Here is a 19,785-nt window from a genome sequence, read left to right as displayed (position 1 = left end):
AACAGCGTTAAGCACAGACTCCGAACCATGGAACTTAACAGCGTTAAGGAACTCGATGTCCTGATCGTCGGCGCAGGCCCCTGCGGCCTGGCCCTCGGCTGCGATCTGGCCCGCCGAGGCGTGCGCGCCCTGGTCGTCGAGCAGGCACCCGCCCTCTTTCCCGGCTCGCGCGGCAAGTCCGTCCAGCCGCGCACCAGGGAGGTCCTCGACGATCTCGGGGTGGGCGACGCGGTACGCGAGCTGGGCGGTCCGGCCCCGGTCGGGCTGGTCTGGCAGGACGGGGCGCGGCAACAGGAGCACGACATGTTCCGGCGGGCGGCCCCGACTCCGGCCGAGCCGTACGGGGAGCCGTGGATGATGCCGCAGTGGCGCACCCAGGAGATCCTGCTCGCCCGGCTCCGTGAACTGGGCGGCGATGTCGCGTTCTCGACCCCGCTGACCGGACTCGTCCAGGACGCGGACGGTGTGACGGCCCACCTGGGCACCGAAACGGTCCGGGCCTCCTTCCTGGTGGCGGCGGACGGCGGCCGCAGCACGGTCCGGCGCGCCCTGGGCATCGCGATGACGGGCGAGTCCGTGGACCCGGCACCGATGCTGGTCGCCGATGTGCGGCTGGCCGAGGACACCCTGGACCGGCTCAACTGGCACCTGATGAACGGCGAGGACGGCTTCCTCAGCCTCTGCCCGCTGCCCGGCACGGCGGACTTCCAGCTGGTCGCCCAGTTCAAGGAGGGGGCACCCGACACATCCCCGGACGGAGTGCGCGCACTGGTCGCCGCCCGCTCCCATCTGACGGAGCAGGACGTCACCGAGGTCCTCTGGTCCTCCGACTTCCGGCCGCGCGCCGCACTGGCCGACCGGTTCCGCGACGGCCGGGTCTTCCTGGCGGGCGACGCCGCGCATGTGCACTCCCCCGCGGGCGGCCAGGGCCTGAACACCAGCGTCCAGGACGCGTACAACCTGGGCTGGAAACTCGGCCAGGTGCTGCGGCACGGCGCGCCCGTCGCCCTGCTCGACAGCTACGAGGCGGAACGCCGCCCCGTCGCGGCCGACATGCTCGGCCTGTCGACCCGCATCCACCAGGGCCGGCAGGAGCGCGGCGCCGCGGTCCAGCAGCTGGGCCTCGGCTACCGCGAGGGCCCGCTGTCGGCGGGCCGGGCCGGCGCCCTGCACTCCGGTGACCGCGCCCCGGACGGGCCGACGGCAGGGGGCCGGCGCCTCTTCGACGTGTTCCGCGGACCGCACTTCACCCTGCTGGCGGTCGGCACGGACACCGCACTGCCGGTGTTCGACGACGCCCTGGTCCGTGTACACCGCACGGATGCCCACGCGCCGTACGGAAAGGGCCTGTTCCTCGTCCGGCCCGACGGCTACATCGGCTGGGCGGGCGAGGACACCACGGGCCTGGCCACGTACCTGGCCCCGCTCGGCGTCACCACGCTCACACCGTGCTGAACGAGAGCTTCGCCGCGAACCCCAGGAACAGCAGACCGGCGGCCGACGTGGCCCCCGCCGACAGCCGCTTGCGGCGGCGGAACGCCTCGGACAGACGGGTACCGCCGAAGATCAGCGCCGACAGGTAGAGGAAGCTGGCGATCTGCAGCAGGGTGCCCAGCACCAGGAAGGACAGCGCCGGATAGGCGTAGTCGGGGTCGACGAACTGCACGAAGAAGGAGATCAGGAACAGGATCGCCTTCGGGTTGAAGAGACTGACCACCAGCGCCCGCCGGTACGGGCGTTCCGCCGCACCCCTCGTGCCGCCGTGGTCCGCGGTGTCGTCGGTCAGCTCGGCGATCTGCCGGTGCCGCTCGCGCCACATCGACACCGCGGCCCGCAGCATGCCGATCGCCAGCCAGCTGAGATAGCCCGCGCCCGCGTACTTGACGACGGCGAAGAGCACCGGCGTGGTCTGCAGCAGGGAGGCGGCGCCGAGCGCGGACAGCGTCATCAGCACCGTGTCGCCGGTCCACACACCGGCCGCCGCCGCGTACCCCGTCCGCACACCGCGGCGGGCCGCGACGGAGAGCACGTACAGCGAGTTGGGCCCCGGCAGGAGAACGATCAGCACGAGGCCGACGAGGTAGGTCGGAAGATCGATGACACCCAGCATGAGATGGAGTGTCGCACGTGAGTGCGACACTCCGTCCAGGTGTCTCGGCAGGCGTCCGGGCCTCAGCCTTCGCCGTCGAGGAGTCGGTCCACGGAGAGCTCCAGACTGACGCCCAGGTCCGAGGCGAAAGGCAGCCGCATGCCACGCTTGTACGTCGAGCAGGTGCGGTACTCATCGCCCTCGGGCGTCGAGTACACCAGCACCTGGCCATGCTTGCGGTCGACCACGACGTACTCCGGGATACGGGCCTCGGCGTAGGTCTCCACCTTGGTGGCCAGATCGTTGCCCCAGTTCGAGGAGGTGACCTCCAGGACCAGGCGGAACACGTGTGGCGCATAGCAGTTCTTCTCGACCACCGCGTCCCGGTAGTCGGCGTCGACGATCGCCAGATCGGGAATGGCGTAGTCGTCACGTCCGGTCGGCAGCCACAGCCCGATTCCCGCGACCGCCCTGAATCCGGCCTCCCAGCCACCGGCCTGCCGGAACGCGTAGCCCACATCGAACAGAGTTTCCTGATGGGGGCCATCCGGCGGCGGCGTCACGATAATGCTCCCCTTGAGGATCTCCACTCGGTGCCCGGGCAGTTGACCGGAGAGACGCTCGGCAGCTTCGCCCGTCGTCATCTCGTGCAGTATCACGGCCACGGAAACCTCCTTTCGGGAACATTCCATACAAGAGTAGGCGGCGCCGCCCGGATTCCGCTCGGGCTCACCCGATCGAGAGGGCCCCCTCAGACGTCCTCGGACATCAGAACGCGTCCGTGGGCACGTAGGCCCCCCACACCTCGCGCAGCGCGTCGCAGACCTCGCCCACCGTCGCCCGTGCCCTGAGGGCGTCCTTCATCGGGTACAGGACGTTGTCCGTGCCCTCGGCCGCCTTCTTCAGCCGGGCCAGCGCCTCGTCGACCACGCCCTGGTCACGCTCGGCACGCAGCTTCGCCAGCCGGGCCGCCTGCTGGGCCTCGATCGCGGGGTCGACGCGCAGGGGCTCGTACGGCTCCTCCTCGTCGAGCTGGAAGCGGTTGACGCCGACCACGACGCGCTCGGCGCTGTCGGTCTCCTGGGCGATGCGGTAGGCGCTGCGCTCGATCTCGTTCTTCTGGAAGCCGTGCTCGATCGCGTGGACCGCACCGCCCATGTCCTCGACCTTGTGCATCAGTTCCAGGGCCGCGGCCTCGACGGCGTCGGTCATCGACTCGACCACGTACGAACCCGCGAACGGGTCGACGGTGGCCGTGACGTCCGTCTCGTACGCCAGGACCTGCTGCGTACGCAGGGCGAGGCGGGCCGACTTGTCCGTCGGCAGGGCGATCGCCTCGTCGAAGGAGTTGGTGTGCAGCGACTGCGTACCGCCGAGGACCGCGGCCAGTCCCTGGACCGCGACGCGCACCAGGTTGACCTCGGGCTGCTGGGCGGTGAGCTGGACGCCCGCGGTCTGGGTGTGGAAGCGCAGCATCAGCGACTTGGGGTTCTTCGCGCCGAACTCCTCCTTCATCACCCTCGCCCAGATCCGGCGCGCGGCACGGAACTTGGCGACCTCTTCGAGGATCGTGGTGCGGGCGACGAAGAAGAACGACAGGCGCGGGGCGAAGTCGTCGACGTCCATGCCGGCGGCGACGGCGGTACGGACGTACTCGATGCCGTCAGCGAGAGTGAACGCGATCTCCTGCGCGGGCGAGGCACCGGCCTCCGCCATGTGGTAGCCGGAGATCGAGATGGTGTTCCACTTGGGGATCTCGGCCCGGCAGTACTTGAAGATGTCGGCGATCAGCCGCAGCGAGGGCGCGGGCGGGAAGATGTATGTGCCGCGCGCGATGTACTCCTTGAGCACATCGTTCTGGATGGTGCCGGTGAGCTGCTCCGCCGGAACGCCCTGTTCCTCGCCGACCAGTTGGTACATCAGCAGGAGCAGCGCGGCCGGGGCGTTGATCGTCATGGACGTGGAGACCTTGTCCAGCGGGATCCCGCCGAACAGCACCCGCATGTCGTCGATCGAGTCGATCGCGACGCCGACCTTGCCGACCTCACCGGACGCGATCGCCGCGTCGGAGTCGTAGCCCATCTGGGTGGGCAGGTCGAAGGCGACCGAGAGGCCCATCGTGCCGTTGGCGATCAGCTGCTTGTAGCGGGCGTTGGACTCGGTGGCCGTACCGAAACCGGCGTACTGGCGCATCGTCCACGGGCGGCCGGTGTACATCGAGGGGTAGACACCGCGCGTGAAGGGATAGGCACCCGGTTCGCCCAGTTTCTCGTCGGGGTCCCACCCGTCGAGTGCGTCCGGTCCGTACACCGGCTCGATCGGCAGTCCCGACTCCGACTCGCGCGTCATCTGCTGTGCCTCCCACTGAAGCTGCCCAGTTCAAGTGTCCCCGCGACGGACTGTAGCGGCGGGTGCACGGTCGTTGGAGGGGCACAGGCTGGGAGCTTGCTCACAGCCCTCCTCCACGCCCTCGCTCCCCCATCATGCGCGGGTTTCGGCAACCGGGCAGGCCAGGATTCCGTCCCAGTGAACGGGACGAAGAGCCGGAGAGGCAGGGGCCGAGATGTTACGGAGCACCATCGGACACACGAAGCAGCACGGGCCACGGGGCCGGGCGGCGACCACGGCCGCACTCGCCGCACTCGCCGTTCTCGCCCTGGCCGCCGCGACCGTCGGCTGCACGCCGGAGACCGTCGACGGAGCGCCCGCGGCCCCGTCCACCACGCCCCGGGGCACCGCGACCGACGACGCCAAGCCCGCCACGTCGCGGCCGCCCTCCCCGGAGGCGTCGCCGTCGTCGCCGCGGGCCACCGAGACGCCCACGCCGCAGCGGGACCCGCAGGGCACGGTCCTGATGAAGAGTGGTTCCGAGGGCCGGCAGGTACGGGAACTCCAGGCCCGGTTGCGGCAGATCGGCCACTTCGACCGCTCCCCCACCGGCTACTACGGCACCGTCACGGTCGCCGCGGTCCGCTCCTTCCAGGGCAAGCGCGGTCTGGTCGCTACGGGCAGGACGGACACCCTCACCTGGCAGAAGCTGCTCGGCATGACGCACGCGCCGACGGCTGCCGAGCTGCATCCGCCGACCACCCGGCCCGTCGGCAAACCGGACAAGCGCTGCATGACGGGACGGGTGCTCTGCATCAGCAAGAACAGCCGGACCCTGTCCTGGATGATCGACGGCCGTGTCCTGTCGTCGATGGACGTGCGCTTCGGCTCCCAGTACACGCCGACCCGGGAGGGCACCTTCTCCGTGTACTGGAAGTCACGGCACCATGTGTCGACGATCTACCACACGGCCATGCCGTACGCGATGTTCTTCAGCGGCGGCCAGGCGGTGCACTACTCGGCGGACTTCGCGGCCCGGGGGTACAGCGGTGCCTCGCACGGCTGCGTCAACGTCCGCGACGAAGGGAAGATCGCTGCGCTCTTCGACCAGGTGAGGACCGGCGACAAGGTCGTCGTCTACGGGTAGGGCCATGTCGTCCGGATCACGCTCCGGATCACGCGAGCCCGGCGCGAACCGGAGGAGAGCGCCGAGCCCCGTTCGGCCGTGCGAGTGGGGGCGCGGACGGGACCGGGGGAACGTGCCCCGCCCGCGCCGAATGCGCCGAGCCGCAGGTACGGGGGGAACCCGGGCTCCGCGCGCGCCGATGACCAGTCGGCTCAATATGTACTGCGTCAGGGGCTCGGAAAACGTCACACCTCGGGGTGTACGGCCCGGGACAGTGCGGTGCGCGGGCCGCTCAGCGGCGTGATCCAGCCGTACCGAAGGACGCCTCTGCCCCGGACGACCGGGGCGTCGAGGTCATGGACCTGGCCGCCGGGAAGGCCTCGGAGCGGCTGTCCTTCCTTCCCGCGCCGTTGCGGTGGGCCGGCCGGCCTTGGCCGTCGTCCTCGTCCTCGTCCTCGTCCTCGTCGCCTTGGGCGTTGCCGCCGCCAGTGCCGTTGTTGCCATTGCTGTTGCTGTTGCTGTTGCTGTTGCCGCTGGACGGACTGTTCTGGCTGGACGGACTGTTCTGGCTGCTCGTGCCGGTCAGCTGGTCGCAGAACCGTGCCACGTTGCGGGCGCCCTTCGCCTGCGCTTCGAGGAACCTTCTGCGGCTGTCGTCCAGCTCCCCGTTGCGGTAGTCCCGGCAGGCCTGGAGCGTCTTGGTGTACCGGCCGCCAGAGGTGCCGGTCCCCGAACCATCGGAGCTGCTGTACGGGGACGCGTTCACCGTGCCGTCCGGCGTGCGGTCGGCGTCGCGCTCGCGGTCCTCGCCCTCGCCTGCTGCTCCTCCCGTCAGGTCGTCCCCGGGGGTGGATCGGCCCTCGCTGCCCGAGAAGGTACTCGTCCCCGGGGAGGCAGGCAGCCGAGCGGACGAGTCCCCTCCGGTGCCGCCCGCCGGGCCGAGCCCGCCGGAGGGCGCGGCGGCGGAGACGGAGGCCGCCGGTACGGGGGTACGCCCGCCGAAGGGCTCCGGGAGCATTCCGGTGCCGGCGGCCAGGGCCGCGCCGCCGAACACGCACCCCGCGAAGGAGGCGACCAGGCCGAAACGGACGGGGCCGATCCAGCCCAGGGCACGAGGGCGTCGGGAGGCCGCGGTGGAAGAGGTGCGCTCCGGAGCGGCGCCCGCGGCGGCGGGACGGATGTATACCGGTTCGAGGACCTCGGCCGACTCGTACGCGAGCACGTCAGGCTCGGCCGCACACACGTCCGCCGGTGCCGGACCGGCCGTCCGCGGTGCCTGTCCCGGCATGGCCGGGTCGGACGCCCGCGCCGTTGCGCGCGCGGAGTGCGCGGTGCGGAAGGCGGCCAGTGCCGCGTTCTCGCCCGGCAGTTCGCCCGTGGCAGGGCGCGCCGCCCGTCTGACGGAGTCGAGGGCTGCCGCGAGTGTCTCCGCCTGTCTACCCGGATGACCGCCGATGGGGTCGACCGGCTCGCCGCGGAGCAGCCTCTCCACGGCGTCCTGGTCAAGCCATGCGTACTGCTCGTCGGCCATCACATGTCCTTCTGCGTCCACGGCCGCGAATGCGTCACACCGGCCGGCGCTGTCAGACCGTCACGGTGGGCGCGTGGGGCGGGCACGATGGGGAGTCCCGCCTGTCGGCCTGTCGCACGGGCGCGAGGAGCGGGCGCACCAGCCCGGTCGCCCGCGGCAGCACGGTCCGCGGCGGTGCCCGCGACACGTCCGACAGGGCCGTCGCCGCCCTCGCCGTCCCCGTCGCCGGATCGGCTCTCCGCGCTGTCCGCCCCGTCCGGGCCTTCAGCACGCAGCAGTTCGGCCAGCCGCTTCAGTCCTCGGTGGGCCGCGGTGCGTACCGCGCCCGGACGCTTGCCCAGCGTCTGGGCCGCGCTCTTCGCGTCCAGGCCGACGACCACCCGCAGCACCACGGCCTCGGCCTGGTCCTGCGGCAGCTGGGCGATGAGCGACATCGTGCGTCCGGTGGCCAGGGCCTCCATCGCCTCGCCCGCGGTGTCGGACTCGGCCGGCCGCTCCGACAGCTCCGACTCGTCGCCGCCGATCACGGGGCGCCTGCCGCGCATCCGCAGATGATCCAGGGCGCGGTTACGGGCTATCCGCGCCGCCCAGCCCCGGAAACGGTCGGCGTCGCCGCTGAACCGGTCGAGGTCACGCGCGATCTGCAGCCAGGACTCGGACGCCACGTCCTCGGCGTCCGGATCCCCCACCAATGTCCTCAGGTAGCCCAGCAGTCGCGGCTGCACAGCGCGGTACACAGTACGGAAGGCGTCCTCGTCCCCGTCCTGAGCCGCGAGCACCGCGGCCGTGAGCTCCGCGTCGTCCCCCAGCACTCCCTCAACCTGTCCTGCTGTTCCGAATCGCAGCTGGTCATCACTGCCGCGCCACCCTGCGCGACTCAGCACGCTACGTCCTTTGCGGGGGTTGCGTCCATGGCTTGTGCAACCTGCGATTTTCGTCCGGCACCGGGGCGGTGTGACAGAAATCGAAGCAATGGCGCTGAGAGAAGTACGGGGTCGTCCTACGGCCCCGCGGAAGACGACCGGGGCCTCTCCTGTGGGGGGTGGCGGCCCCGGTCGTCCTCGTTTTCTCCCCCGCTCCGACCAGGCGATATGCGGGCCACGGGGGCTCCGAGCAACCAACACGTGACCAACGCGGCCGAGTGTTCAGCCGGTCCGTTCCGTCCCAGCCGAGTGCACCGTCGCGAATGCACCGAAGAGCAGCTTCCGGTGCGTCAGCGAGCAGCAGGCCAGGGGACTGAAGCGGTTCCACCTCCGCCCCGGCGATGTCGTCCAGGCGCCCCGCGGAGAGCCAGGACGAGCCGCCGCCGTCGGCGAGGAACAGCATGGCTGGGTGTGCGGCACAGGGTGCTTCCTGCTACGTCCCCCGCTGAACCCGCCGTCGAGGCTCCACGGAGCACCCGGCTCGCCGCAGCCACAGCCGCTACCGTGAGGGCATGACCGCACTGCCCGAATGGATGCGTCCGCCCCGCGCGGAAGGCTGGTTCGCGGAGGATCTGGACCGCCTCCCCGAGGCCCCGCGCCACACCGAGCTGATCGACGGAGCCCTCGTTTTCATGATGTCGCCCCAGCGGTCCTGGCACGGCCGTCTCGTCACTGCCCTGACCACGACGCTCATGGAGCAGGCGCCACCCGGCATCGAGGTCGAGCGGGAGATGACGATTCGCCTGGATGCCCGAAACCGCCCCGAGCCTGACCTCCTGCTGACAGACCTGCCCTACGACCCCGACCGCACCTGGTACGCCCCGGAAGACGTGAAGCTCGTCGTGGAAGTCGTCTCCCCCGAGTCCGCCCACCGCGACCGCACGGTCAAGCTCCGCAAATACGCAGAGGCGGGCATTCCTCACTACTGGTGTATCGAGGACGAGGGCGGTGCACCCGCCGTCCACGTGTACGAGCTCGACGAACCAACGGGCGCTTACGCGCCCGCCGGCATCTTCCGGGGTTCCCTCCAGCGCCTGCTGCCCTTCGAGGTCAGTCTCGATCTCGACAAGCTCACGCCTCCCCGGAGCAGCTGAACAAGCAAGAGCCGGGACTTGCCGGAGTCCGGCCCTCCAGAGCCGCATGTCTGATCGTCCCGCATGCCGTACTACCTGGCGGTCTTCTCAACCGTGGCCCAGACCCGAGCTGTCCACCTCTTCGACGAGTTCGATGCCTGAGCGGCCTGCGTCACGGTTCTGCCCTTCGCAAGCGGTTCACCCGGATGGTTCGTTGTCAGGCCAACCGCACTGCCCACTGCGTCCACAGCGGGAGCAGGAGCAGTGCGACGACCGAGCTCTTGACGACGAGGGCGGCGGAGATGTCGACACCCACGTCGTATCGCTGGGCGAAGATGAAGAGGTTCTGCGGCGCCGGCATGGCCGCGATCAGGACGAGATAGCTGAGCCACTCACCGCTGACGCCGAAGAGGAAGTGGCACACGGCGTACGTGATCAGCGGGAGTGCCACGCACTTGAAGGCGATGATCCACATCTCCTCCGGAGTGGTGCCACGTACCCGCAGGCCGCTGCCGCCCAGGTGTAGTCCGAGGGCGAACAACGCCACAGGAGAGGCGCTGTCGCCGACGAACGAGAAGCTGTCGAGGACCACGCCGGGCACGGTCACGGGCAGCAGGTTGAGCAGGATGCCCGCGTTGCAGGCGATCACCACCGGGGTCATCAGCGAGGCAGATACGGCCGATCCGAGCCGTCGGGCAGGACTGCCCATGCGGTCCTCGCGCCCCAGTTCCATGATCGCGATGATGACCAGGGACAGGACGCAGACCTGGAACAGCAGCACCGGGAAGATCGGTGCCGCGTTCCCGAACAGCATGATGAACACCGGTACCGCGAAATAGGCGGTGTTCACCTGGACCGCCGCCATGACACGCAGCGCCACACCGCGTGGATCGCGCACGCCGGTGGCCCGGGCCACCAGGACGGTCAGCACGGCCGCGGCGCCGGCCGCGGCCGCGTAGCCGCTGATGGCCCGCCAGTTGAACAGCGCCCCCAGGTCACTGCGGTAGATGTTCCCGAACAGGAAACAGGGCACCGCGAAAAGAAAGGCATAGTCCGCAAAGGCCCTTGAGCTCTCCGACGGAACCACCTTCCGCCTCGCCAGAACGACCCCGCACCCGAAGACGAGCACCACCGGCGCCAGCTTCTCCAGAACCCCTGCCGCTCCCATGTACGCGCCCTTGCTCTTGCGGCTCCACGAAGGAGCCTTGACCGGTTCGTCGTGCCAAGTTTCCGGGGACGGTCTCAGCGCCCGAGCAGCGCTCCTCCGTCGACGTTGAGGAACTCGCCCGTGGTGTACCCCGCGTCCGGTCCGGCCAGGAAGACGACGGCCGCGGCCACGTCCTCGGGCTCACCGACCCTGCCAATCAGCGTCTGCGAGCGCCTGCGCGCGAGTTCCTCCTCGGTCGCGGGTGCGCCGAAGAACTCGGGACCCGCGGGTGCGACCACGTTGGCGGTGGCCCAAGGGTCCCCAACTACCCGTCCAGCGTGTGGTTCCACGCCTGCAGGGCCGCCTTCATCGCCCCGTAGGCCCCCTTGCCACGCAGCGCGGCGACGGAGCTGATCGTGATCACGAGGCTGCCCGGTGAGCCGAGACGGGGCAACAGTGCCTCGGTGAGCAGGACCGCGGGCAGGCCCAACTCCCCTGCGCTGATGGCAGCGTGGTAGAGAATTCCGCCACGGCGGTCACCAGCCCCGCCGCCCTCGGCCATGAGCGGCACCCACGCAGGGCCGGCCTCCTCGGTGACGCGCACCGAGCCCTGCCACGAACCGAGGTCGTCAACGCCCGTCATCGTCAAGGCCGGACCGCCCGCCACCCTGGCACTCGCTCTCGTGCACATCGACTTGGACGAAATGTGTCCAAGTCCACTTCGGCAGAAGGCGTCGCACGACGACCTTCACCGCCTTCAGCAGCGAACAGAGCCGGACCGACGTGGCTCCACGCGTCACCTGCCCCCGCTCCGGGGCAAGTTGCCCCGAAATACGCATCCCCAGGAGTCGACGCCCTGGCCACCACGGACGATCGACCGCATACCGATTCTTCACGCACTCGACAGCCCTCCGCGGCGCACTTGCGCAAAAGGCCACGTCAGGAGTGGTCGTGACGCCGAAAGATGGGTGTCAGCATGTATGGATTCGTCGACCAAGATCGACAACAGTTGCTCCGCCGACTGTTCCCTGACCAGAGGGAGGCCGACGGCACGGCAAAAACACGCGAACCGGGCGATAAAGGGGGGACGGGACGTGTCGCTGTTCTGGCGGATGTTCCTGTCGAACGCCCTCGTGCTCGCGATCGCGACCGCACTCCTCATAGGACCATGGGTCACCGTCTCCAGCCCCGTCCACCTGGGCGAGGCGCTGGTGCTCGGCGGAGGGCTGCTTGCCCTGTTGGCGGCCAACGCACTGCTCTTCCGTATCGAGCTCGCACCGTTGAAGCGTCTGACCAGGGCGATGGCGGATGCCGATCTGCTGGAGCCCGGTCGCCGCACTCGGGTCACCGGTCATGGCGAACTGGCGGAACTGACGGAGACGTTCAACGTCATGCTCAGCCGTCTGGAGGCTGAGCGGGCCGGGAGCAGCGGCAGGGTCCTGTCCGCGCAGGAGTCCGAGCGCCGACGAGTCGCCCGTGAGCTGCACGACGAGGTCGGCCAGACCCTGACGGCCGTGATCCTGCAGTTGAAGGCCCTTGCCGACCATGTGCCGCCGGCGCTGCGCGAAGAGGTCTTCACCGCGCAGGAGACGGTACGGGACAGTCTGGACGAGGTACGGCGCATCGCACGCCGACTGCGCCCGGGCGTGCTGGAGGACCTCGGGCTGCCGAGCGCGCTGAGAGCTCTGGTGACGGAGTTCTCGGCGCCCGGCGTTTCCGTCAGCCACCAGGTGGACAGCTCTCTGCCGGCTCTCGGCGCCGAGGCCGAACTCGTGCTCTACCGCGTCGCCCAGGAAGCGATGACGAATGCCGCCCGCCACTCGGAGGCGAGCAGTATCCGCCTCGAACTGCGGTCGGCCGGTCCCGGGACGGTGGACCTGGCGGTCAGCGACAACGGCAGCGGCCTCGTCGGCGCGGAGGAAGGGGCCGGCATTCGGGGCATGCGTGAGCGCGCCCTCCTGCTCGGCGCGACGCTCACCCTCGCCTCCGACGACTCGGGCGGCGGTACGGCCGTACGCCTCCGGGTCCCCCCACAGGCCAGGGGCGCCGCATGAACGCCCCTGTACGCATCCTGCTGGCCGACGATCACGCCCTCGTGCGACGGGGCGTACGCCTCGTCCTCGAGTCGGAGCCGGACCTGGCCGTGGTGGGCGAGGCCGATGACGGCGCCCATGTCGTCGAGATGGCCCGGAGCGTGGACGCCGACCTCGCCGTCCTCGACATCACGATGCCGCGCATGACGGGTCTTCAGGCCGCACGTGCCCTGGCGAAGGCGCGCCCCGGCCTGCAGACCCTTTTCCTGACCATGCACGACAGCGAGCAGTACTTCTTCGAGGCACTGAAGATCGGTGCCTGTGGCTACGTGCTGAAGTCGGTGGCCGACCGGGACCTGGTGGACGCGTGCCGTGCGGCGATGCGTGACGAGCCGTTCCTCTACCCGGGCACGGAGACCGCGCTGATCCGCCACTACCTGGATCTCGTCCGCCGCGGGGAGGGGCTGCCCCGCAAGGTGATCACCGAGCGCGAGGAGGAGATCCTCAAGCTCGTCGCCGAGGGCCGCTCCTCCAAGGAGATAGCCGAGCTGCTGGTCATCAGCGTCAAGACGGTCGGGCGCCACCGCGCCAACCTGCTGCAGAAGCTGGGCATGCGCGACCGGGTCGAGCTCACCCGCTACGCCATCAGGACCGGCCTGATCCAACCGTAGCGGCGGCGTGCCGCGCCGCCATCTCCAAGGACTCGCCGGTCCGATCGCTTCGTGCCGACCGGCGTGGGTCCGGCGCCCATGCACCGGATCCGTATCACCATGCATGATTCATGTACGAGGGGAAACACGTGAAGAGCCATATACCGGCGCGCCCATTCGGGCGTCGCGCACGGTACAGACTCGATCAGTCCAGGGGCCTGCGGGGCACGGTGGTCAGCCTCGCCGTGCTGATGTCCGTCTCGACCATCTACGGGTCGGAGGCGGCCGTCGCCGCTCCGGCCCAGGCGCAGCAGAAGGCGACCGCCCAGCCCGTGACCACGGCGGCCGACATCGCCTCGGCGCGCGTGGCGGCCCGGCTTTCCGGGCGGCGGGTGGAGGCGCTGTCGGAGCGGACCGAGACGTCGACGACCTGGGTCAACAAGGACGGCTCGCTGACCACCGAACTGTCTGCCGGTCAGGTCCGCTACAAGGATCCGGCCACCGGCAGCTGGCGTGATATCGATGTCGAGCTGGAGGCGCAGCCGGACGGTTCGGTCGCCGCCAAGTCCCACCCGCGGGGTCTGACGCTCGCCGGGAAGACCGGCGCGCCCGCTCGCTCCCTGCGGGCGGCCCAGTCCGCCCCGGCCACCGACCTGGTCACCCTCGGGCAGGACGACGAGCAGATCGCCCTCCAGTGGCGGGGCGGCCTGCCCGCGCCGGAGATCGACGGCACGCGCGCGACCTATGTCAACGCGGTGCCCGGAGCCGACGTCGTGGTCGAGGCGACCCGTACGGGCTTCGAGCAGTTCGTCGAGATCAAGCAGAGGCCTGACGACGGCTTCTCCTACACGCTCCCCCTGAAGACCAGGGGTCTGAAGGCCGAGCAACAGGCCGACGGCAGCGTGCTGTTCACCGACAAGAAGTCGAAGAAGACCGCGGTCATGCCCGCCCCGGTGATGTGGGACGCGACGGTCGACCCGGTCTCCGGCGAGCACACCCGCCGGGTCGAGGTCGCCATGAAGGTCGTGAAGACCAAGGGTGGCGTGGACCTCGTCATCACCCCGGACGCGGAGTTCCTCGCCGACCCGGAGACGAAGTACCCGGTGACGGTCGACCCGTCCACCTCCGCCCTGTCGAACGTCTTCGACACCTACGTCCAGCAGGGCGAGACCGTCGACTGGTCCAACGACGTCGAACTCGACCTGGGAAACCCGGGCACGACGAACGCGGACGGCACCTACCGCACGGCGCGTTCCTTCATCTCCTGGAACACCGCACCGATCTCCGACGCCCTGGTCACGGACGCGAAGCTGTCGCTGTGGAACTTCCACTCCGGCAACTACACCGGCTCGTCCTGCCCGAACCAGCCGTGGGAGGTGTGGTCCGCCGGGGCCGCCTCGACCTCCTCGCGCTGGGCCGCGCCCAACCAGCCGGCGTGGACCGCGAAGAAGGCCACGTCCTCGGAGACGACGGGCAACGCCTCGTGCAGCGCGCAGCCGGACGGCTGGATCAACGCCGACGTCACCACGATGGTGCAGGAGTGGGCGTCGGCCAAGGCCGCCAAGTCCCACATGGGTCTGCGCGCCTCGGACGAGACCGTGACGGGGCAGTGGAAGCGGGTCAACTCCGCCAACGCCGCGTCCAACCCGCCCAAGCTGGTGGTCACCTACAACTACCGGCCGCGCACGGGTACGAAGCAGGAGGCGGGCCCGCCGTACTTCTCCTACGACGGCGCCTACGTGGTCAACACCGTGACGCCCACCCTGCGGGACACCTTCGTCGACCCCAACGGTGACAAGGTCAACGGCACCTTCCAGATCTTCGACTCCGCCAGCAACGCCCAGGTCGGCAACGTCCTCGTCTCCCCCTGGGTGAACTCCGGGCAGGTCGCGTCCGTGGACGTCCCGGCCGGGCTGCTCACCAACGGCAAGACGTACAAGTTCCGCACCAGCCCGTACGACGGCACGCACTACAACCTCGGCTGGTCGGACTGGAAGACCTTCACGGTCGACACCGCCTCGCCCATCGCACCGACGAGCATCGCCTCGACGGACTACCCGGCCAACGCCTGGGTCAAGGGGGCGGACCAGGCAGGCACCTTCACCGTCACGCCGAACGGCACCGACCACAACTGGCTCGAGTGGTCGCTCGACGGCATCACCTGGACGAAGGTTTCCACCGGCGGCTCCACCGCCGCCAAGGCCCTCTCCGTCACTCCGCCGAAGAACGGCACCCACACCCTCCAGGTGCGGCAGGTCGACAAGGCCGACAACAAGTCCGAGGCCATCGAGTACACCTTCCACGCCGGCCCCGGTGGCTTCGTCCAGCCGGACCCCGGCGAGCGCACCGCGCGCCGGCTGCCGCTGGTGGCCGAGGCCGACGGCGCGAAGTACAACGCGGTGTCCTTCTCCTGGCGCCGCTCCGAGGCCGACCCGTGGCAGACCATCCCGGCTGGTGATGTCACCTCGGGTGCCACGGCGCTGACCGAGTGGCCGGTGCCGCTGACCGGTGGCAGGAACGCGCCGCTGGTGTGGAACGCCACGGACACCGTCGACCCTGACGGCACCGTCCAGATCAAGGCCGACTTCACCGGTCCCGACTCCGCGACGGGCAGCACGCTGCCGCTGAGTGTGGTCGTCGACCGCAATGCCTCGGGCGCCGCCACCCAGGAGGTCGGACCCGGTTCGCTCAACCTGCTGACCGGTGACTTCGCGCTTTCCGGCGCAGACGCCTCGGCGTTCGGCCTGTCCGCCGGCCGGAACACGTCCTCCCGCAACCCCGCCGCGCAGTCCGAGGGCCAGTTCCCGATCTTCGGCAAGGAGTGGACCAGCTCGGTCGTCGCCGACATCAGCAACTCCGGCTACGTCGAGATCGTGAAGGTCTCCGACACCGCGCTGTCGGTCGTGGAGCGGGACGGCAGCACCATCGGCTTCACCGCGAACGCGGCGAAGACCGCGTGGATCCCGGAGCCGGGTGCCGAAGAGCTGACCCTGAAGGGCGCCTTCGCCGACACCTTCACGCTCACCGACACCGAGGGCTCGGAGACCGTCTTCGCCAAGCCGGCGTCCACGGCGACCACCTGGGTGGTCGACCGGTCCAAGCTGAACGGCCTGACCGCCAGCACCACCGGCGTCGTCTCCGAGACCGTCACCGCGGGCGGCAAGACCCTGGCCCGCCCGAAGCTGCTCGTCGCCCCGACCTCCGCCGCCACCACGTCCACCTGCGCGGCCACCCCGTCCACCCGCGGCTGCCGCTCGCTGGAGTTCGTCTACGCCACCTCCACCACCGCCACCGCGAGCGCCTTCGGCGACGTCAGCGGCCAGGTGAAGGAGATCCGTCTGTGGTCCACCGAGCCCGGTGCCACCGCGGCGACCGCCAAGACGATCCAGTCGTACGTCTACGACGACGAGGGCCGACTCCGCCAGACCTGGAACCCGCAGATCAGCCCCGCGCTGAAGACCGAGTACGGCTACGACAGCGCCGGCCGCGTCACCGAGCTGACCACGCCCGGCCAGCTGCCGTGGACCTTCACCTACGGCAAGGCGGGCAACGCCGCCACCGCCGGTGCCGGCATGCTGCTCAAGGCGTCCCGCTCCGGCCTGCAACAGGGCACGGCCGACACCGTCTCGGGCACCAACGCCACGAGCGTCGTCTACGACGTGCCGCTGACCGGCTCGGCCGCCCCGTACAAGATGGGCGCCGCCGACGTGAAGGCCTGGGGCCAGACCGACGCCCCGACCGACGCCACCGCGGTCTTCCCCGGTGACGCCGTTCCCACGTCGAACTCCGGTTCCGCGCTGGGCAACGACGCCTACGCGCGCGCCACCGTGCACTACCTGGGCGTCTCCGGACGCGAGGTGAACACGGCCGAGCCCGGCGGGCACATCGGCACGGAGGAGTACGACCGCTTCGGCAACACCGTCCGCAAGCTGAGCGCGGGCAACCGCGCCGTCGCCCTCGGCACCGCCCCCGGCGCCGCCGGAACCCTGGCCGACCTGGGCATCGGCTCGCTCACCACGGCCGAGCGCGCCGAGGAGCTGTCCTCGCTGTCCTACTTCAGCGCCGACGGCATCCGCGAGGTGGAGACCTTCGGGCCGCTGCACCGCGTGGAGCTCACCGGAGACCTGAAGTCCGGCACCACCGTCCTCGTGGCCGCCGGGAACTCCGTCCCCGGCCGCCAGTGGACCGTGAACGAATACGACGAGGACCGCCCCACCGACGGCACCGCGGTCGTCAAGGACCAGCTCACCATCAGCGTGACCGGCGTCCGGGTCCGCGGCTATGACTCGAACATGGGCGAGAAGCGCGTCGACGAGACCCTGTACGACTGGGCCAAGGGCCTGCCGACCCTGTCCATCCAGGACTCCGGCGGCCTCAACCTGAAGACCGCCACGTCCTACGACGACCAGGGCCGCGTCACCGACCAGTCCCTGCCCGGCGGCACCGGCGACGACGCCGCCAGCACGGTCACCGTCTACTGGTCCGCCACCGGCACCGGCTGGTGCAAGGGCCGCCCGGAGTGGGCCGACGCCGTCTGCTGGACCGGCCCGGCCGGTGACATCACCGGCGGCGGCACCAACCCGGAGCAACTGCCGGACACCACCTTCGAGTACGGCTTCTACGGCCAGGTCACCAAGAAGATCGAAACGGCCAACGGCGCCTCCCGCACCACGGTCACCACGTACGACGACGCCGGGCGTGAGACGAAGAGCACCGTCACCGGCCCCGGCCAGGCGGTGCCGGACGTGACCACCGAGTACGACCCGGCCACGGGTCTGGTCGCGAAGACCACGTCCACCACCGGCGGTGCCCTCGTCAAGGCGTACGACAAGCTCGGCCGCCAGATCTCCTACACCGACGCCGACGGCGGCGTCACCACCACCGAGTACGACCTGCTCGACCGGCCGGTCAAGCTCGGCGACAACGCTCCCTCGACCGTCACGTACACCTACGACACCGCCGTCGAGCCGCGTGGCCTGGCGACCAAGGCCACGGACTCCGTCGCCGGTGTCCTCCAGGCCGGTTACGACGCCGACGGTTCGGTCACCAGCGAGAAGCTGCCCGGCGGGTACACGCTCAAGCAGACCAAGGACACGGCCGGTTCGGTCACCAACCGCACCTACACCCGCGACAGCGACGGTTCCGTCGTCTACGCGGACACCGTGAACGAGTCCGTCCACGGACAGGTCACCAGCCACGCCGGCTGGTCCGACCAGACCTACCGCTACGACCGCGCAGGCCGGCTCACCGAGGTCCAGGACACGGTCGACACGGTCTGCACGCGCCGCACCTACGTCTTCGACGTGCGCGGCAACCGCACGTCCAGCACCGTCGCGGCCGCGAGCCCCGGCCTCGACTGCCCCACCAGCGGAGGAACCACCACCGACCACACCTACGACAGCGCCGACCGCATCGTCGACAGCGGTTACGTCTACGACGCCTTCGGCCGCACCACCGCCCTGCCCGGCAGCACGATCGGCTACTACGCCAACGACCTGGCGTACCAGCAGACGTCCGGTGGCCAGCGCCAGACCTGGCAGCTCGACTCGGCCATGCGCTTCCGCTCCTGGAAGAGCGAGACCGGCGGCGACAGCACCTGGACCCAGACCGCGTCCAAGGTCAACCACTACTCCGGTGACGGTGACAGCCCCCGCTGGATCGTCGAGGACACCGCGGGTGGCGCCCTGACCCGCAACGTCGCCTCGCTGTCCGGCGGCCTGGCCGCCACCACCACCAAGACCGGCGACACCGTCCTGCAGTTCACCACCATCCACGGCGACGTCGCCCTCCAGCTCCCGCTGGACACCAGCAAGGCGCCCGTCGCCCTGGACGCCGACGAATACGGCAACCCCCGTGCCGGCCAGGCGGCCACCCGCTACAACTGGCTCGGCGCCAAGCAGCGCTCCACCGAGACCGTCACCGGCCTCACGCTGATGGGCGTCCGCCTCTACAACCCGGCCACCGGGCGTTTCCTCTCCATCGACCCCGTGTACGGCGGCGGGGAGAACGCCTACAGCTACCCCTCGGACCCGGTCAACAAGTTCGACCTCGACGGCCGCAAGGTCCTGGCCAAGTACAACAAGAACTCCCGCAGTTGCTCCGTCTGGCGCGGCAAGTGCGAGATCAAGCTCAGCCGGGCTCGGGCCTGGAAGGCATCCTGGGACATCATCGGCGGCGCCACCGCCTGGGGCGTGTCCGCGGCCCTGTTCGGTGTGGCCAGCGCAGGAATCCTGTCAGCCGTGATGGCCATCCTCGCAGGCGTCGCCACCTGGGTGGCGGTCAACATCCAGCGCGTCCATTCATCGTTCCCGAACCGGGGCGTGAAGATCACCGTCTGGGTCTACGGAAGGATCTCCATCACCCATCAGTAGCCTGACCTGACCCCTGCTGTTCCCGGTCGGAGGCCGTACGCGCCTCCGGCCGGGAACAGCCACGTGCGAGGTCACATCAGCAATGAATTCGCAGACGATACACACCAAGGGAATCAAGGACCGATTCGCATGACCGCACCCACATTCGTCTACGTGCTGCCCTGGATCCTGGCGGCTGTCCTGTTCGTCGCTGCTGACATCCGCGATCGCAGGTCACGGAAGCACCACCCGCAGCACGAGAACCGCGCGCTGCTCGAGATCCGATGGCCCTCGGCGATCGTCTTCACCGGTGGAGCCCTCATCGGAGCGATACTCGGCGGCCTGGCCGGTTCGGAATTCCGCGCGGCGTGGATCGGGCTCTACACGGTCTCTTCTCTCCTCGTGTTCATCGCGCTCACGAAACTGCTGGGACGCTCGCCCGGAGTGAAGACCAGCGCAATCCTTTCCGCTGTCGCCGCTCTCGTCTCCTTCCTTCTCGTGAGCACCGTCGCGTGAACCGCACGTGAGCAGCGGT

At 69.9% G+C, this 19,785-nt stretch carries 15 protein-coding genes; 7 read left to right on the top strand and 8 right to left on the bottom strand.

What is annotated here, in order from left to right; translation table 11 throughout:
* Nucleotides 1-27: 27 nt before the first annotated feature.
* The gene (locus tag AB0L71_RS17885; protein WP_365243568.1) at nt 28-1,455 is read left to right on the top strand and encodes an FAD-dependent monooxygenase; all 1,428 of its coding nucleotides are present in this window, start codon (nt 28-30) and stop codon (nt 1,453-1,455) included.
* On the opposite strand, the gene leuE is transcribed toward AB0L71_RS17885, so the two are convergent.
* The 3 genes from leuE to AB0L71_RS17870 all read right to left on the bottom strand — a co-directional run bounded on the left by leuE (nt 1,442) and on the right by AB0L71_RS17870 (nt 4,438).
* On the bottom strand, nt 1,442-2,110 hold the full coding sequence (gene leuE / locus AB0L71_RS17880; protein ID WP_365243566.1) for a leucine efflux protein LeuE: 669 nt from the start codon (nt 2,108-2,110) through the stop codon (nt 1,442-1,444). The two genes, AB0L71_RS17885 and leuE, sit on opposite strands and share 14 nt — an antisense overlap.
* 62 nt (nt 2,111-2,172) lie before the next feature.
* The gene (locus tag AB0L71_RS17875) at nt 2,173-2,754 is read right to left on the bottom strand and encodes a Uma2 family endonuclease (RefSeq protein WP_365243564.1); all 582 of its coding nucleotides are present in this window, start codon (nt 2,752-2,754) and stop codon (nt 2,173-2,175) included.
* A gap of 103 nt (nt 2,755-2,857) precedes the next feature.
* Nucleotides 2,858-4,438, bottom strand: a complete 1,581-nt coding sequence (locus AB0L71_RS17870; protein ID WP_365243562.1) for a methylmalonyl-CoA mutase family protein — start codon at nt 4,436-4,438, stop codon at nt 2,858-2,860.
* Between the two features lie 214 nt (nt 4,439-4,652).
* Here AB0L71_RS17870 and AB0L71_RS17865 point away from each other — a divergent pair, with 214 nt between their 5' ends.
* Nucleotides 4,653-5,564: a L,D-transpeptidase family protein gene (locus tag AB0L71_RS17865; protein WP_365243561.1), complete on the top strand. Its 912-nt coding sequence runs from the start codon at nt 4,653-4,655 to the stop codon at nt 5,562-5,564.
* Nucleotides 5,565-5,835: 271 nt separating this feature from the next.
* On the opposite strand, the gene AB0L71_RS17860 is transcribed toward AB0L71_RS17865, so the two are convergent.
* Nucleotides 5,836-7,074 carry a hypothetical protein gene (locus tag AB0L71_RS17860; protein WP_365243559.1) on the bottom strand — a complete coding sequence of 413 codons (1,239 nt, stop codon included), beginning with the start codon at nt 7,072-7,074 and terminating at the stop codon, nt 5,836-5,838.
* Entirely contained in the window at nt 7,074-7,886 is an 813-nt protein-coding gene (locus tag AB0L71_RS17855; protein ID WP_365243678.1) for an RNA polymerase sigma factor, read from the bottom strand. The genes AB0L71_RS17860 and AB0L71_RS17855 overlap by 1 nt, the downstream gene beginning before the upstream one ends.
* 623 nt (nt 7,887-8,509) lie before the next feature.
* Between AB0L71_RS17855 and AB0L71_RS17850 the strand changes: the two genes are divergently transcribed.
* Nucleotides 8,510-9,091 carry a Uma2 family endonuclease gene (locus AB0L71_RS17850; protein WP_365243557.1) on the top strand — a complete coding sequence of 194 codons (582 nt, stop codon included), beginning with the start codon at nt 8,510-8,512 and terminating at the stop codon, nt 9,089-9,091.
* Nucleotides 9,092-9,287: 196 nt separating this feature from the next.
* Here AB0L71_RS17850 and AB0L71_RS17845 read toward each other — a convergent pair whose 3' ends face one another.
* From AB0L71_RS17845 to AB0L71_RS17835, 3 genes are all read right to left on the bottom strand, one after another.
* The gene (locus tag AB0L71_RS17845) at nt 9,288-10,238 is read right to left on the bottom strand and encodes an AEC family transporter (RefSeq protein ID WP_365243555.1); all 951 of its coding nucleotides are present in this window, start codon (nt 10,236-10,238) and stop codon (nt 9,288-9,290) included.
* Nucleotides 10,239-10,312: 74 nt separating this feature from the next.
* Complete coding sequence (locus AB0L71_RS17840) at nt 10,313-10,516, bottom strand: SDR family oxidoreductase (protein WP_365243553.1); 204 nt, start codon at nt 10,514-10,516, stop codon at nt 10,313-10,315.
* Nucleotides 10,517-10,542: 26 nt separating this feature from the next.
* A complete protein-coding gene (locus tag AB0L71_RS17835) occupies nt 10,543-10,860 on the bottom strand; it encodes a PEP-utilizing enzyme (protein ID WP_365243551.1) in 318 nt (105 codons plus the stop codon).
* Nucleotides 10,861-11,311: 451 nt separating this feature from the next.
* Between AB0L71_RS17835 and AB0L71_RS17830 the strand changes: the two genes are divergently transcribed.
* From AB0L71_RS17830 to AB0L71_RS17815, 4 genes are all read left to right on the top strand, one after another.
* The gene (locus tag AB0L71_RS17830; protein ID WP_365243549.1) at nt 11,312-12,271 is read left to right on the top strand and encodes a histidine kinase; all 960 of its coding nucleotides are present in this window, start codon (nt 11,312-11,314) and stop codon (nt 12,269-12,271) included.
* Complete coding sequence (locus AB0L71_RS17825; RefSeq protein WP_365243547.1) at nt 12,268-12,921, top strand: response regulator transcription factor; 654 nt, start codon at nt 12,268-12,270, stop codon at nt 12,919-12,921. The genes AB0L71_RS17830 and AB0L71_RS17825 overlap by 4 nt, the downstream gene beginning before the upstream one ends.
* A gap of 230 nt (nt 12,922-13,151) precedes the next feature.
* Nucleotides 13,152-19,271, top strand: coding sequence for a DNRLRE domain-containing protein (locus AB0L71_RS17820; RefSeq protein ID WP_365243545.1), 6,120 nt, complete (start codon nt 13,152-13,154; stop codon nt 19,269-19,271).
* Between the two features lie 129 nt (nt 19,272-19,400).
* The gene (locus AB0L71_RS17815) at nt 19,401-19,766 is read left to right on the top strand and encodes a hypothetical protein (protein ID WP_365243543.1); all 366 of its coding nucleotides are present in this window, start codon (nt 19,401-19,403) and stop codon (nt 19,764-19,766) included.
* Nucleotides 19,767-19,785 lie beyond the last annotated feature (19 nt).

Source organism: Streptomyces sp. NPDC052052, assembly GCF_040680455.1.
Taxonomy (GTDB): Bacteria; Actinomycetota; Actinomycetes; order Streptomycetales; family Streptomycetaceae; genus Streptomyces.
This window is presented reverse-complemented; position numbering and strand designations above follow the sequence as displayed.

Coding starts and splice junctions, on each gene's coding strand:
- leuE (WP_365243566.1), bottom strand. CDS start 2,110: ATGCTGGGTGTCATCGATCTTCCGACCTACCTCGTCGGCCTCGTGCTG.
- AB0L71_RS17860 (WP_365243559.1), bottom strand. CDS start 7,074: ATGGCCGACGAGCAGTACGCATGGCTTGACCAGGACGCCGTGGAGAGG.
- AB0L71_RS17885 (WP_365243568.1), top strand. CDS start 28: ATGGAACTTAACAGCGTTAAGGAACTCGATGTCCTGATCGTCGGCGCA.
- AB0L71_RS17850 (WP_365243557.1), top strand. CDS start 8,510: ATGACCGCACTGCCCGAATGGATGCGTCCGCCCCGCGCGGAAGGCTGG.
- AB0L71_RS17870 (WP_365243562.1), bottom strand. CDS start 4,438: ATGACGCGCGAGTCGGAGTCGGGACTGCCGATCGAGCCGGTGTACGGA.
- AB0L71_RS17815 (WP_365243543.1), top strand. CDS start 19,401: ATGACCGCACCCACATTCGTCTACGTGCTGCCCTGGATCCTGGCGGCT.
- AB0L71_RS17835 (WP_365243551.1), bottom strand. CDS start 10,860: ATGACGGGCGTTGACGACCTCGGTTCGTGGCAGGGCTCGGTGCGCGTC.
- AB0L71_RS17825 (WP_365243547.1), top strand. CDS start 12,268: ATGAACGCCCCTGTACGCATCCTGCTGGCCGACGATCACGCCCTCGTG.
- AB0L71_RS17865 (WP_365243561.1), top strand. CDS start 4,653: ATGTTACGGAGCACCATCGGACACACGAAGCAGCACGGGCCACGGGGC.
- AB0L71_RS17820 (WP_365243545.1), top strand. CDS start 13,152: ATGTCCGTCTCGACCATCTACGGGTCGGAGGCGGCCGTCGCCGCTCCG.
- AB0L71_RS17845 (WP_365243555.1), bottom strand. CDS start 10,238: ATGGGAGCGGCAGGGGTTCTGGAGAAGCTGGCGCCGGTGGTGCTCGTC.